The organism is Allohahella marinimesophila, from assembly GCF_039538005.1.
GTDB classification, from domain to species: Bacteria; Pseudomonadota; Gammaproteobacteria; order Pseudomonadales; family Oleiphilaceae; genus Allohahella; species Allohahella marinimesophila.
Window position 1 is genome coordinate 23,397 of the sequence record NZ_BAABBO010000023.1, and the last position, 14,723, is coordinate 38,119.

General features: G+C 54.8%; 13 protein-coding genes. 8 read left to right on the top strand and 5 right to left on the bottom strand.

Annotated features, from left to right (window positions below):
• Positions 1 to 113: 113 nt before the first annotated feature.
• A complete protein-coding gene (locus ABD735_RS19415) occupies positions 114 to 983 on the bottom strand; it encodes a histone deacetylase family protein (protein ID WP_344809625.1) in 870 nt (289 codons plus the stop codon).
• A gap of 66 nt (positions 984 to 1,049) precedes the next feature.
• The gene (locus ABD735_RS19420; RefSeq protein ID WP_344809627.1) at positions 1,050 to 2,444 is read right to left on the bottom strand and encodes a DUF2235 domain-containing protein; all 1,395 of its coding nucleotides are present in this window, start codon (positions 2,442 to 2,444) and stop codon (positions 1,050 to 1,052) included.
• Between the two features lie 119 nt (positions 2,445 to 2,563).
• On the opposite strand from ABD735_RS19420, the gene ABD735_RS19425 reads away from it, so the two are divergent.
• Positions 2,564 to 3,058, top strand: a complete 495-nt coding sequence (locus tag ABD735_RS19425) for a GNAT family N-acetyltransferase (RefSeq protein WP_344809629.1) — start codon at positions 2,564 to 2,566, stop codon at positions 3,056 to 3,058.
• Between the two features lie 14 nt (positions 3,059 to 3,072).
• On the opposite strand, the gene ABD735_RS19430 is transcribed toward ABD735_RS19425, so the two are convergent.
• The 3 genes from ABD735_RS19430 to ABD735_RS19440 are packed head-to-tail and all read right to left on the bottom strand — an operon-like array spanning position 3,073 to position 6,354.
• On the bottom strand, positions 3,073 to 4,335 hold the full coding sequence (locus tag ABD735_RS19430) for a GNAT family N-acetyltransferase (protein WP_344809631.1): 1,263 nt from the start codon (positions 4,333 to 4,335) through the stop codon (positions 3,073 to 3,075).
• The gene (locus tag ABD735_RS19435; RefSeq protein ID WP_344809633.1) at positions 4,313 to 5,284 is read right to left on the bottom strand and encodes a glycosyltransferase family protein; all 972 of its coding nucleotides are present in this window, start codon (positions 5,282 to 5,284) and stop codon (positions 4,313 to 4,315) included. Before ABD735_RS19435 ends, ABD735_RS19430 begins: the two co-directional genes overlap by 23 nt.
• A gap of 41 nt (positions 5,285 to 5,325) precedes the next feature.
• On the bottom strand, positions 5,326 to 6,354 hold the full coding sequence (locus ABD735_RS19440) for a glycosyltransferase family 2 protein (protein WP_344809634.1): 1,029 nt from the start codon (positions 6,352 to 6,354) through the stop codon (positions 5,326 to 5,328).
• Between the two features lie 428 nt (positions 6,355 to 6,782).
• Here ABD735_RS19440 and ABD735_RS19445 point away from each other — a divergent pair, with 428 nt between their 5' ends.
• The 7 genes from ABD735_RS19445 to ABD735_RS19475 all read left to right on the top strand — a co-directional run bounded on the left by ABD735_RS19445 (position 6,783) and on the right by ABD735_RS19475 (position 14,621).
• Entirely contained in the window at positions 6,783 to 8,276 is a 1,494-nt protein-coding gene (locus ABD735_RS19445) for a UbiA family prenyltransferase (RefSeq protein ID WP_344809636.1), read from the top strand.
• Positions 8,273 to 9,607: an FAD-binding oxidoreductase gene (locus ABD735_RS19450; RefSeq protein ID WP_344809638.1), complete on the top strand. Its 1,335-nt coding sequence runs from the start codon at positions 8,273 to 8,275 to the stop codon at positions 9,605 to 9,607. Before ABD735_RS19445 ends, ABD735_RS19450 begins: the two co-directional genes overlap by 4 nt.
• Before the next feature lie 11 nt (positions 9,608 to 9,618).
• Positions 9,619 to 10,413 carry an SDR family oxidoreductase gene (locus ABD735_RS19455; protein WP_344809640.1) on the top strand — a complete coding sequence of 265 codons (795 nt, stop codon included), beginning with the start codon at positions 9,619 to 9,621 and terminating at the stop codon, positions 10,411 to 10,413.
• Between the two features lie 99 nt (positions 10,414 to 10,512).
• A complete protein-coding gene (locus ABD735_RS19460; protein WP_344809642.1) occupies positions 10,513 to 10,881 on the top strand; it encodes a DMT family transporter in 369 nt (122 codons plus the stop codon).
• Between the two features lie 40 nt (positions 10,882 to 10,921).
• A complete protein-coding gene (locus ABD735_RS19465; RefSeq protein ID WP_344809644.1) occupies positions 10,922 to 11,908 on the top strand; it encodes an NAD-dependent epimerase/dehydratase family protein in 987 nt (328 codons plus the stop codon).
• A 35-nt stretch (positions 11,909 to 11,943) separates the two neighbouring features.
• Positions 11,944 to 13,068, top strand: a complete 1,125-nt coding sequence (locus ABD735_RS19470; protein ID WP_344809646.1) for an acyltransferase family protein — start codon at positions 11,944 to 11,946, stop codon at positions 13,066 to 13,068.
• The gene (locus ABD735_RS19475; protein WP_344809648.1) at positions 13,065 to 14,621 is read left to right on the top strand and encodes a glycosyltransferase family 39 protein; all 1,557 of its coding nucleotides are present in this window, start codon (positions 13,065 to 13,067) and stop codon (positions 14,619 to 14,621) included. Before ABD735_RS19470 ends, ABD735_RS19475 begins: the two co-directional genes overlap by 4 nt.
• Positions 14,622 to 14,723 lie beyond the last annotated feature (102 nt).

Sequence of the window (14,723 nt, forward strand, 5' to 3'; positions counted from 1 at the left end):
TCATGCGAAAGCTCACGCCATCGACGACTTGCAATCGACCGTCCGGTTGTTCAAAGGCCTTACAGAGGTCTTCGACGACCAGTACTTCTTCGGCCATCACGGCTCCTTTGAACTCATTCGAAATATTGCTGAAACAGACGAAATGCGGCCTGATGAACAATGCCATGCACTTCTGCAAGTCGCTTGAGATTTTTCATATACCCACCGCCAATCACACAGGCTATAGGGATCCGGCGGTCCAGGCAGGCCTCGATCACATGGGTATCACGCTTGAAGATGGCGGCGTCATCAAGCTCGAGCAAACCGAGTGCGTCCTCGCGATGCACATCTGCGCCGGCGTCATACAGGACCAGGTCAGGCTGATGTCGATCCAGCAGCAGGGGCCAGTAAGCGTCGAGTAGTCGCAGGTATTCCTTCGAACTGCACCCTTTCTCGACTTCGATATCGTAGTCACTCTCCGCCTTGTCGAAAGGGTAGTTCGCTCGACAATGCACGGATACCGTGAGCGCATTCGGATCATTGGAGAGTATACGAGCGGTGCCATCACCCTGATGCACATCACAATCGAGAATCAGCACCCGTTCCACATCGGGCCGGCTCAGGGCGTAGCGAGCGGTGACGGCAAGGTCGTTGAAGATGCAGAAGCCTCGGGCTTCGGCATGGTGAGCGTGATGGGTGCCGCCGGCAAGATGACCTGCGAGCCCGAATTCCAGCGCGAGATCAGCGGTGAGCATGGTCCCTCGAACTGCCGTGAAAGTTCGCTGCATGAGACCGGGGGACCAGGGCAGGCCGAGCTTGCGACGGGCCTGAACCGTGAAGTCATCCTGGCGGAAAGCCTCGATATAGGCCGCGTCATGGGCCATGGCAATATAGTCCATGGTATCCACTTGGGAATCTGCAAAGTGCGACGGCGGGTGAGGCGGATTGTTGTGGAACAAGCCCAGGCCATGCAGTCGTTCATGGAGTAGTGCGAACTTCTGCATGGGAAACCGGTGGCCCGTCGGGAAAGGAGGACTGTAGCAGGGATGGTAGACGAGAGGTAAAGGCAATCAGGCCGCCGGCGTCTCGTTGAACTGTATGCCTGCTGTAGAGTCATGCTGCCAGCGAACAGTAGCGCTCCGGACGCGCTGATCTTCCGTCTGGAATTGTACGACCTTGCCCGGCCGCAGCGCGGCTGATTCACTGCAGTCGATACGTGCACCGCGATCCGAATAATCAAGTATCTTGCAGGCCAGACGCTGTTCCCCATCACTACTGCCGCTGAAATCGACGTGAATGATACTGCCCGATTTCCCAGTGCCAGGCAGGGTGATCCGAGCTGCATCGCGCTCATGATATATCGCCATACCGTCACGCAGAGCCTCGCGTAGCCGATCGCCATTCTGGAAGCTGCCGCCGGCATTCAGACGCTGGACGGTTGACTCGTGAATCTTTTCATTGACGGCCAGCTCCAGGCCAGCTTCCAGTCGTTGCTGGTCACCGATAGGGCGATGATGCCGTGGGGACAGTCTGTAAATGCCCTTGGTTTCATCATTGATTAGCCAATGCTCCGGCGCACTACTCGGTGCAAGCTCGGCCGATGACTCGTAGAATTGCAGCCCATGGCGACGCGCCTGCGCGATCATGAAGGCAAGAGCCTGATCCGAAATGTCCGAGTCGGGGTAGCCACCGCCGACATCACTATGAACACCCGGAAACCAGACCTGGAGCACCTGGTCGCTGACGATAGAGGGGCTGGGGCTGCCTGCCTCCGCCGTTGAAGGGTCGGCTGGATAGGTCCAGAGGTTCGCCGCAAATTGAGATCTTGTTTCGTCGAGAGCCAGCGCGTGAACGGCGTGCCGTATGGTGGATGACAGCTGGGTATTGTGAAAGCCGACCCAGCCCCGTGATAAGCGCTGAAATCCGGGTAGAGTGACACCAAGGGCTCCGACCGTATCCCACACACCAAGAAAATGAATGGGAGGGCGACGGTTCGCCTGGCTTATCGTTTCACGAAGACTTTCAACCAGTTGAGCCTGCTTCATCTCAAGCCTGTCCTCGCTGAAGGCGCGATAATACTGATAGCAGAGGGGGAAGGCTGGCATGCTTTCCTTGTGGAGTAGCCCCATGAAGTGGACGAAGCCAGCAAGGGATCGCACGGTGTAGGCACCCCGACTGAACCCCAGCATGAAGATTCGGTCGCCCTCGGCCCAGTTGTTGGCGAGAAAGCGGTAGGCGTCCATGATATTGTTGGAAATGCCGAGCCCGAAAGCTCCACCAACATATTTATCCCACACCCCGCCCGTGCCAATGCCGGTGTCGTAATAAACGATCTGGTGCAGATTGTTGTCTTTCGGCTTCAGCAGACGCATGAAGCGAAGCACATTGGTTGGATGAACAAGCCCATGCTCGTCTTCGGGCTTGTTCCAGGTGCCATCACAGAAAAGAACGATCGACTTGCTCATGAGGCTTGAACTCCTTTTTCTTGTTTTACGAGTACAGCAACTGAATTATAGTCTGGCGAGCGCGCCACAGCATGGAAAGATTGCTGATTTCGCTCGGAAATATTTCACAAGGAATAGCAATGTCGACGAAAATAATCAATATCGTACAGGTTGATTACCGCAATGCAGAGCAGGGACGGCACCTGACTGATCTTCTGGATGACTACGCACGTGATCCAATGGGCGGCGGGATCGGTCTGAGCAAGGCGGTGATCGAGAGTCTTCCGGCAGCATTGGCTGCAGTCCCCAGTGCTTTCAGCTTGCTCGCCTATGTCGATGACGACCCCGCCGGCCTGATCAATTGCTTTCCGGGCTTTTCTACCTTCAAATGCAAGCCACTGGTCAACATACATGACATTACCGTGAAGGCTGACTATCGGGGACTGGGTCTGAGCCAACTGATGCTTGAAAGCGTCAAGGCAGAGGCTGAGGCAAGAGGCTGTTGCAAACTCACGCTGGAAGTATTGTCCGGTAATGAGGTGGCTGCGAGGGCCTATAGAAAGTTCGGTTTTGCTGCCTATGAGCTCGATCCCGCTCAGGGCCATGCGCAATTCTGGGAGCTGCCACTGGGCTAGACTAGCCTGAAGTCTCAGCGTCGGACAGTGTGCAGTGCACAGCGCGCCAGATCGCGGCACATCAGTTCGAGAAAGCGATGATTGGCGGCAGTACAACTTGTGCTGATGCCGCTACTGCTCGTTGCCAGGTGCGTCTTATAGCTCGCTTCGGCGAGTCGGCCGGTCCCAGCGAGAAAGCTGTAGTGCCTGAGACCAGCCTCGCAGGCGGCCTCTATGGCATAGCCGAGGTGCAGGGTGCCTAGGGAGAGCTTCTTGTCGAAGTCTTCTGAAAACCCCATTTGCATATTGTATCGCGTATCGCCCGCCACGATGTCATAGAGCAATGAAACGGCTGTCCTCTGGTGCTGTAGAACCGAAATCAGCGGACTGATCCTCACATGGGGCAGGTCGATACACAGCTCGTTCCAGTGTTCGCAGAAATCGGTGAAGCAGGACTGAAAGTCGAGGCCGTCCTGGCCAAGGAATGGCTTGTTCCAACGCAGGCGGTGAAAGCGATCAAAGGCTGGCTGAAATGACAGGAATCGAACTGATGGCCGGCCGTGGTGGTTGCCATCGGTGAGCCTTTCCTCGAACACCTCTGCCTCGGGATAGTGCTGTTTGAGGTAGGTCCTGCGATTGAAGAGCTTCAATCTGCTGTTCTTGCCGAGTGTGCCGACATAGTGTGAGAACCCAGCGTCGCAATCTACCTGATAGACGGTGTCCTCCGCCATGGTCGTGTGGCCAAGCAGCAACACCCGACCCACTGGTGACAGCTGCTGCAGTATGCGGCTGATGTTCGCTTGGCGCGGCACGTCGGCGGCATGGAACTTTGCAGAGCCCAGCAAGGTGATGAGATGAGCGCTGAATTGGTCTGAGACTGCGTCTTCGGCATCGGTATCCACAATCGCATCGAGAAGTTCGCTGCGGAAGGTGGACCGAGGGAGGGCGCCGAGAAAGGCGTAGGCTTTATCACGAGGGCTGAAGCAGATTGGCAGAAGACCCAGGAGCTGGCCCGAGGCATCATCGAGATAGATGGCCACGATATGCAGTTGCAGTTCGAGTCTGCGCGCCCAGACTTGCCACCAGGCTCTTTGCCATGGCCAACTATTGAATAGCGGGTTGCAGGCACTGCGGCTGAGCAGATCGGCCCAGTCTGCTGCCAGCTGGTCAAACTCAGTATCGTTGGTGAATACCTGCAGATGCAAACGAAGCGGGCTCGAAGCACTATTCAGGCGCGACACCGGCCTTTCACCACCGGTGTCCGCCTTGAGATCGTCAGGCCTCGTGCTTGTTGACAATTTTCCGAATCGTATATGGCTTGTTGTTCTTGGCGTGGGTGAAAATGATGGTTTCACCGACCAGACCAATCGCACCGAGCTGCACGCCCAGCACCAGCAGCAGACTGAAGAGCACCAGCAGTGGTCGATCAGCCGCAGCAACATCGAAGAATATTCGCTCGATAGCGACCCAGCTCAATCCGATCAGCGCCACGATGAGGCAGGCCGCTCCACCGGCACCGAAGAAGCGCAGGGGCTTCTGATTGAACTTGGTCAGAAACACGATAGTCAGCAGATCGAACAGGCGGCCGAGATAGGTCGAGGCGGAATATACACGCTTCCGTGAATCCTGCGGCGATTGCCTGATATCGATTTCCTTGACCCGGAAGCCTTGCTGTTCTGCGAGCAAAGGCAGGAAGCGATGCAAGTCGCCATACAGGCGAAGTTCGCGGAGAATTGACTTGCGGAATAATCGTATGCCACAGCCCATGTCTTTGAAACCGGAGCCGGAGGAGTTGATCAGTATTCGGCTGAACCAGCGTGCCAGTGTCTGGTTAAACCTGGCATCGGTTCGCGGGCTTCGGTTGACGACGACCATTTCCAGGTTGTCGTTCAGGGCTTCGAAGAGCTCGGTGATGGCGGCCGGCGCGATCTGTTCATAGGGCGTGAGCGTCAATAACAGTTCGCCCGAGGCCATTTCACCGCCGACCTGCAGGATCGTTGCCTCGCCAAAACCGCGCGACATGGTGACGGTCTTCCCGTTTACCCCGGACATGCAGAGATTTTCAAGTTGAGGACCATACTGGGCATAGTCCGGGCTCAGCAGAAAGATAAATTCATAGCTGCGTCCCAGACTGGCTAACGCCTCGTCATACTGCCTGATCAATAAATCCAGGTTTTCCGCTCGCTCCGTGATCGGAACCAGTGCCGTAATCTCGACCTGGGGCCTCTGGTCTGGTGTCTGACTCATGTCTTGTCTTACCTGTATCTTGGTAGAGGCTGACCTTGCGGTCAGCCCGGGATTTTGTTGGTGTCTGATGAACTTGTGCCGGCTCTGGCTGGCTCGTCGATTTCCGTGTTGCCTGAATACAGGTCCAGCCTGGCTGTCAGCGGCGCTACTTCGCCGAGATCGAGAGGACTCTTGTTATAGATCAGCTCACTGATAAAGCCGAGCGAGACAAGAAACAGCGTCAGGTTCAGGAACAGGACGGCATGGGTGGCGCTGACCACAATCGTCTCGCCCGAAGCCACACCGCTGACTACAAAAATCAGGCTTATGAGCGTCAGCAGCGAGGGAATGAGCGCAAGACGCAAGAACCATCGGACCGGATGCGTGATCAACGAGAGAATCGTCTTCATGGTCAGCAGGTCAAAAAGCACCTTGTAAATTCGCGACAGACCATATTTGGACTCACCGAACTGTCTTGCGTGGTGCTTCACCTTGACCTCGGCGACGCGTGCGCCACCGAGCGACAACAGCGCAGGGATGAACCGGTGCATTTCATTGTAGAAAGGCATTTTCTGCATGACTTCGGCGCGATAGACCTTCAGCGAGCAGCCATTGTCCTTGATCGGTACGCCGGTCACCTTGCCAATGAGACGATTGGCGATCATGGACGGAATCTTGCGCGTCACGAGCTTGTCCTGGCGATTGTGGCGCCAGCCTACGACGATATCGTAGCGGTTGCCTTCGCCATCGCCGGCACGTAACTTCTCGACCATGAAGGGGATGTCAGAAGGGTCGTTCTGAAGATCGCCGTCCATAGTGACGATGAGTTCGCCAACGGCGTTGTCGATACCGGCTGCCATGGCCGGTGTCTGACCGTAATTTCGACGGAAAGTGATGACCCTGAGGTATGGCGTGTTTGCAGCGATCTCGCTGGCCACCTCGAACGTTCTGTCTCGACTGCCATCATCCACGAAAATGATTTCGTAGCGACCTGCAAAGGGCTGCAGGGCTTCGTCTATCCTTTCGAACATCAGCCTGACATTGTCTTCCTCATTATACAGAGGTACGACGACGGAAAGTTCAATTGCCATAGGGTTCATCAATCCTTTACATGATCACGAGCCGTCGAACGACGTCTCTACTGCCCATACCAAGCGTAGACGAGTTTGAGGGCGCTGTGCATCCGTGAATACGCGGTCTCAGACAGTCTTCAGTGGCCCTGAAAATCAGGCACCAGAACGGGTCGACTACTCGAAACGGCGCTAGTGTACACGTGTTTTTGTGTGGAAAAGTCCTTCAAATGTAAAAGTTTGTCAAAACTCATCGAATCAGCGCATTTTTTGGTCGATGGGGACTGTTCTTTAAACTGGTATCAAGTTAGCGTATGCCACCTTCGCTGAGGCATGTCACGGAAGGCTGATCTCGCTGTGGTTACAATAAGTAGTGGCATGCGTGTTAATTGAGCAAAAAGAGTCGTTGGCATTAGCTTCAACGATGCTGGTAAAGGATGGATTCGGAAATGAATGAGCAAGTGACGGCAACAGATAGCAAACCGGGTGCTGCTGTTGAGCAAGGGTCTCTGCCGCCTCTCTGTGTCGATCTTGATGGTACGCTGATCAAGAGCGACCTGTTGATCGAGTCATTTCTGCGTTTCGTCAAGCTCAATCCACTGCACTTCTTCTGGGTACTGGTCTGGCTGTATCGGGGCAAGGCCCACCTGAAATACAAGCTGGCTGCCCAGAACTGGCTTTCGCCCGAACTCATTCCCTACAATCAGGAAGTCGTCACCTATCTGCGGGCGCAGAAAAAGGCCTGCCCAGAGCGTGCCATCATACTCTGTACTGCGAGTAATGAGCGCCTAGCGCGTCAGGTGGCAGAATACGTAGGCGTATTCGACGAAGTCATCGCGTCCAATGAGCACGACAATATCATGGGCTCCGCGAAGGCGAAGATCCTCACGGACCGGTTTGGGCACGGCGGCTTCGATTACATCGGCAACGACTGGAACGACTGGAAGGTCTGGTCCAATGCCAGACAGGTGCTGGTGGCGACACAGTCAGACCGCTTCCTGCGACAGACTCAGCAGCGTTTTACCATCGATCGGATTTTCCGCGAGCAGGCACCCTCCCCACGCGAGTACCTGAAGGCGCTGCGGGTTCATCAATGGACCAAGAACGCTCTGCTATTCATACCATTTCTGCTTGAGCAGCGTTTCGACGATGTCGGCGGCTGGATTACCCTGTTCTTCTGCTTCATTTCCTTCTCGTTGCTGGCTTCTGCCACCTATATATGGAATGACCTGCTGGATCTCGACAGCGATCGGGTCAACATCATCAAGAAGAAACGAGCCTTTGCGAGTGGGCGAATTCCGCTGTTGACCGGGATCAAGATGATGATTGGTCTGGTGGCTATCAGCGTCCTCATCTTTATGTTCCTGCCGCCCGCCTTTGCCGGCGTTGCGCTGCTGTATACCGTGATCACGCTGGCGTATTCATTCAAGCTCAAGAAAGTACCCATACTGGACGTCTGTCTGCTGGCTTCGCTATACACGCTGCGGATTATTGCCGGCATGCTCGCTGTCAGCGCTGCATGGTCGTTCTGGCTGTTGGCGTTTTCCATGTTCTTCTTCCTCAGTCTGGCGCTGGCCAAGCGTGTGTCGGAACTGAAAAACCTCGAAAAGCGCGAATTGAACCAGGCCAGTGGCCGCGGCTACGTCACCAGTGATCTCGATCTGCTGCAGATGTTGGGTGTGGTCTCGGGTTTCGTGTCAGTGCTCGTCGTGGCGCTGTACATCAACAGTGACAAAGTTGCTTCCATGTATGCGGTAAAAGAGGTGCTCTGGCTGCTCTGTCCGGTATTGCTGTTCTGGGTAGGCCGGATCTGGATGGTGACATCCAGGGGCAAGATGCATGAGGATCCCATCGTTTTTGCGATCCGTGACCGCGTGAGTCTGCAGACCATTCTTATCTGCGGCGTCATTGTGGCTGCAGCTATGTCGGCCAACTTTCTGTGAGTGAAGCCTATCGCAGCTGGGGGCTTGATCCGCAGACGCCGCAGAAGGCGCTGCGCTGGGGCTGGCGGGATGCACCTGCAACACAGATGGCAGGCCAGCAGAGTGTGCTGCCATTTGGTAACGGGCGCAGCTACGGCGACTCCTGTCTGAATACCGCCGGTACATTGATTGATGCCCGTGGGTTAGATCGATTTGTGGCGCTGGATACTGACACAGGTGTGTTAACGGCAGAAGCTGGTCTGACTTTCCAGAATATATTGCAGCACATTGTGCCCAGGGGCTGGTTTCTGCCCGTGACGCCGGGCACCCAGTTTCTGACCCTCGGTGGTGCCATAGCCAATGATGTGCATGGGAAGAACCATCATGTAGCTGGCACCATTGGTCGACACATCAAACAGTTTGAGCTCCTCCGTTCAGATGGCAGCCGCCTGGTCTGCTCCGCCACCCAGAACGCTGAGCTGTTTGCCGCTACCATTGGTGGGCTTGGTCTGACTGGTCTCATTCTGAGTGCGGAAATCCAGCTGATCAGAGTCGATTCAGCCTTTATGGATGTGGAGACCATCCCGTTCAACGGTCTTGAAGCGTTCCGCTCGATTTCGGCAGACTCGGCCAGTTTTGACTACACCGTCGCCTGGCTGGATTGCGTATCCGGTGGCGAAAATTTTGCGCGGGGTCTGTTCTATCGCGCCAGGCACGCGGCTGCGATTGAAGCGGATGAGTTGCTGCGGGAGAAGGAAACAGGGAAGGGCCGGGTGTCGATTCCGTTCAACTTCCCGGCCATGGCTCTGAACGGTCTCAGTATAAAGCTCTTCAACGAGCTGTATTACCGGAGTAACAGTAAGAAGGCCGCGCGGAGCGCTTTCAGCAGGGACCATTACCAGCCCTATTTCTATCCGCTCGACAGTATTGCCAACTGGAACCGAATCTACGGCAGCAAAGGCTTTTATCAGTGCCAGTTCGTGGTGCCGGCAGGCTCCGAATCGCTGGAGGCCATCCTTCGGGCGATCGTTGATTCCGGGATGGGTTCGTTTCTGGCCGTGCTCAAGGAGTTCGGGGATCTGGCTTCACCCGGCCTGCTGTCCTTTCCTCGCCCGGGCTTGTGCCTGGCACTTGATTTTTCAAACAGAGGTCTGAAGTCCAGAACCCTGATCGAGCGCATCGAGCAGCAGGTGGTAGAGGCTGGTGGCGCAATTTATCCCGCCAAGGACAGATTGATGAGCGCATCAGCGTTCCGAACTTTTTTTCCCGCGCACGATCAATTCAGCCGCTGGATCGACCCGGCCTTCAGTTCAGACTTCTGGCGGCGGGTCAGCATGGAGACACAGCTTTGAGTGAACAAGGAATGAGTAACACAATGAGGAATGGGGGCGAATCGGGCAGCAAGCCAATCGTTGTATTCGGTGCGACCTCCGATGTGGCGATAGCACTGTCCCGGCGCTATGCCCAAGAGGGCGCATCACTGATTCTGGTGGGGCGAAACGAATCGAGGCTGACGGCGGTGGCCGACGATCTTCGGGTACGGGGTGCGCTGCACGTACGCACACTGTTGCAGGATTCCCTGACATACGATGATCATCCGACCTTGGTAGAATCGTTGTTTACCGATCACGCTCCTGCAAAGTTTTACTTTTTCCAGGGCAGCCTGCCCGACCAGGCTGCCTGCGAAGCCAGCTTTGAGGTGACCAGGGAAGCTGTGGAAGTGAATTTCCTGTCTATCGTGTCATACCTGACCTGGCTGGCTTCAGCGCTTGAGCGTCGGCCAGGGGAGAAGGGGGCTGCAGGCGGAGCGAGTATCATTGTCGTCAGTTCGGTAGCCGGTGACCGTGGTCGTGGCAGCAATTATGTCTACGGCGCCAGCAAGGGCGGGCTTACGATATTTCTGCAGGGACTTCGGAACCGACTGCACAAGTCCAATCATGGCGTGTTGACCGTCAAACCAGGTTTCATAGACACCAAGATGACAGCTGATATAGAGAAGGGTGGTCCGCTATGGGCCAAGCCGGAAAAAGTCGCCGATGATATTCGCCTTGCAGCTGATGGCGGACGCATGGTGTTGTACACGCCTTGGTTCTGGCAGTTCATCATGCTGGTCATAAAATCGATACCGGAAGGCATTTTCAAGCGACTGAGCCTGTAAGGTTCAGGCAAAGCTAGTGGCGGTGACTATACTCAGTTCTTCCGCCCGCGGCAGGTAGCCGCCAAGACTCAAGATTTGTAACTCAGGCTCAGGCAGTATATGGCAAAGTACATTCCGCTCATCCTCTTTACGGTGCTCACGAACTTCGCATCGCAGATTCTGCTCAAGAAGGGCATGACCTCGCTGCCTGCTTTCGACATTTCCGCCGCAGGTATCAGGGGTGCTGCCTTTGATATTATCTTCAATTTCTACGTCATCACTGGTCTGTTCGTGATGGTAGTCAGTATGGCTTCGCATCTGGTTGTACTGTCGAAAGTGGATATCAGCTATGCCTACCCCTTTCTTGGTCTGTCGTTTGTGCTGGTGACCGCCTGGGGCTACTTCGTTCTGGCCGAGGGCGTGAATATGTGGCGCATCGTCGGCGTGCTTTTTATCTGTCTTGGCGTTTCGCTCGTCGCCAAGAGTTGAACCCTTTCCAAAACTTGTTGAATGACTACAGGGACAGCCTATGAAACATATCATTTTCGGTGGGGATGGATTTCTCGGTACCGAGTTGACCAAGAAGCTGACAGCCAAAGGCGAAAAGGTCGAAATCTTTGATTTGAAGCAGACACTTGCTTCCGGTATCTACGAAAATAAAGAGCTGGTCACTTACACCCGGTTCGATGTCACCGACAGCAAGCAGTTTGAAAAGGTGCAGGCCGAGCCAGGTGATGTGATCTATCACTTTGCCGCAAAACTGCTGGTGCCAATCGTGCCCAGAGCAGAGCGCAAGGAGTATTTCTGGACTTCACTCTACGTCGGCACGGAAAATGTGCTCGAGTGGATGGAGCGAAGCGGGCTGCGAAACCTGATCTATTACACGACCGACATGGTCTATGGTCATACGCGCTTTCATCCGCGGTTCGAAGATCATCCGCGAGAGCCCCTCGGCCCATATGGCGAAGCCAAATATCAGACTGAGCTGCTGTGCGAACGCTATCGCGAAAAAGGCTTCAATATCACTATTTTCCGGCCACGCCTCATTATTGGGCCCGGTCGTCTGGGTATACTGGAGAAGCTGTTCAAATTGGTTGATGCCAATTTGCCGGTACCCACGATTGGAAATGGTCGCAACTATTATCAGTTCATTTCGGTCAGTGACTGTGCGGAAGCCGTCATATGCGGCGTCAAGGCCGGCTTCCCAAATGAGGCCTACAATCTCGGCTCGCTCAATCCACCAACTGTGAATGAGCTCCTCAAACGGCTTATAAAAGAAGCCGGCAGTAAATCCTTTCTGGTGCCGACGCCTGCTGGTCTCGTGAAGATGACACTGGCAGCGCTGGATCGCATGGGCAAGCCGATCATGGACCCAGAGCAATATGAAATAGCGGATGAAACCTGTGTGCTCGACGTCTCCAAAGGTGAACGAGAGCTGGGCTGGGTGCCGAAGGATGACGATGTCAGCATGTTGATTGCGGCCTACCGGGATTACAGGAAGAATCGCAAAGCCTGAGAAGGAACATCAGCAGCAATAGGGAGTACAGTGTTTTGACAGCACAGGTAGCACACTACACCAATCTCGACGACCGAATCAGCATTTGGGACGGCTGGAGAGGGATGGCGATCCTGCTGGTTCTGATCGATCATTTCGCCAATATTCCGTTCCTCAAGGAGGGGCGGATGGGTGTAGATGTGTTCTTCGTGCTGTCTGGCATGCTGATGAGCAAGATCCTGTTTGAAAAGCGAACCTCGCTGTCGACCTTTTACGTACGCAGGTTCAGCCGTATCATACCGCTGTATTGGCTATTTCTCCTGGTGCTGTTTGGCGCAGCGGCCATGGTGGGGCTGCCGTTCTCTATGGGCGAAGTGGTCGCCAACGTATTTTTCCTGCGAACCTATTTCCCTGGAGAACCACACATGTGGAATTCGGCTATTCCAGCCGAGCACCTCTGGTCGCTCAACGTCGAAGAACATGCCTATGTTCTGATGAGTCTGGTGACACTGATCTTCGCCGGGCTGCTCAAGCCTGCGCTTGCACTATTGGCCCTGGCAGGACTCTCCCTGCTGGCGGTAATGGGCTTTTATTTCGGCACTGACTACCCGAGGGAAATCTACTTCATCCGTACCGAGACGGCGGTCTGTTTCGTCTTTCTTTCGGCTGCTTACAATCTGCTTAAAGCACATTACGGCATCAGGGTAAATCCCTGGGTGCCTGTCGTTACGCTCATGCTGGCGTTTGCCTGTTACAGCATGGATATTCCGAAGATCTTCAGACTCGCTGTAGCGCCTTTCCTGTTGGCGTTTACCATCAATCATCTGCAGGAAATCGCGCCTTTCGCACGTCGCCTGCTGACCTTTGCCTGGTTGCGCTATCTGGGGCTCTGGTCATTCTCGATATATATCTGGCAGCAGCCGTTCTATATTTACAAGGAGTCGATCATCAAGACGGCGGAGCAAATGACCTCGAGTGACTTCTCTGATCCGATCATCGCTCTGGTCTCTGTCAGCATCGCACTCATCACGGTGGCTGTTGGCATGGCGTCGTATTACTGGTACGAACAGCCCGTCAGAACCTGGATCAATACCCGTTATGCCCGCAAGCAGTCTGCATTGCCCAAGGACGATTTTTTCCGACAGGCTGCAAGTGATCGGACGCCTGAGCTGAAACCATGAATGTGGTCGAAAGTCGCATTCTTTCCAGTGCTGTCTACAGCACGATTGGTCTGCTTGCGCTGTTTGCACTCGTCTCCTTTGCCTTCTTTCCGGTAGATAGTCTCTGGGTGGACGAGACGAGTAGTTTGTTCTTTGCTTCGCAGCCATGGCCGACTTTCTGGTCAACGCTCTGGCTCAGCGAAGGCAATATGTCGCTGTATTATCTGGTCTTGAAGCTTTACCTCTACCTCGGCTTGAATTCGGAGTTCATGCTCCGCCTACCTTCCGCCGTGTTTGCACTGATCGGCGTGTTCTGGATTTACCGTTTTGTCCGAAAACAGGTGGGGCCGAACCATGCTTTTGCGGTGGCTGCACTGATCATCGTGAATCCGATGTTTATAAAGTATGCATGGGAAGCGCGCTCTTACAGCATGGTCTTCATGTTTGCCGCCTTCGCTATTCCCATGTTCTGGAACGCGGTCCGCAGCGGTTCAATGCACTACTTCGTCGGCTTTGGACTGTTGGCGGGCTTATCTCTGTATTCGCACATATTTCTGCTCTTGCTGTACGGCGCGCTCGGTCTATATCTGTTGCTCAACCTGATTCAGAAGGAAAACCGAACGGCGCGATTCAAGGGCGGTTTGCTAGCTTATATCCTGATGGTGCTGGTGGCTCTTCCCATCCTGGCCTTTTTCGGACTTCAGGCCAACAATGCTCCGAATGTGAACTGGATCGAACCCACGGGGCTCTCGGTCGTATTTGAATTCTATGTCGATCAGATCACTGGCCGCTATACCTACGATTGGTACGCCAGAACGGCTGCCCTGGTGATTCTGTTTCTGCTGGGAGCTTGTGCCGCTTACGCAGTTTTTCTGCTCTGGGGTTACAGCGGCCCGAACTCACGCCCTCACCATCCGGCGCTGCAGCTGGCACGGTATCGTATGATGCTATGTTTCTGTGCAGGACTTCCGGTAGTCATTCTCGCGATTGCGGCAAAGGTGAAGCCGCTTTTTGTAGACCGTTACCTCATCTTCACACTGGCTGCGTTTGCGCCGCTCGTGGTGACTTTGTTGAGCATGCTACCGCGCCGTCTGGGGCAGGGGCTCTATGTGCTTCTTTTCGCAATGGGACTATTGGGTCTGCATAACCAGGCAGGTCGGCCGCAGTTCGAGTTCCGTGATCTCTACACCAAGTTGGCCCAGCACTGCGCTCAGGGCGACTCGGTATTATTCCCCAATCCTAGTGTGTACACGACCTTTGTCTATTACCAGGCAAGGATTGAGGGGCTTGCTGACTGCAAACTCAAACAGCAACCTACGATACTGACAGTCGATAACTTCTACCGCCGTGTGCTTATCGAAGAAGTGCAGTGGCCCAGTGCGGATTCGGACAAGAACTTATGGGTAGTCTATTCGTCGGTAGGCAGTCCACTTCACTCAATCACAGGCCTGCTGCACGAGAAGGTCCGTCATGAGCACGGCGTTACCCTGATTCACGACTCCAGCTTCCCCCTGCGAACCAACCTGTTAGGCTTGCACGCCCGGCCGACTGAGGCGGTGGAAGCGAAGCAGTGAGCATGATCTCAGCGAAGGAATGGTGACGCGCCCTGCCTGATGCAGTTTCGTCAGCGCGTACCATCTCCCCGGCACTAGCCCCTCAGAAAGGCTAGTGCTCAA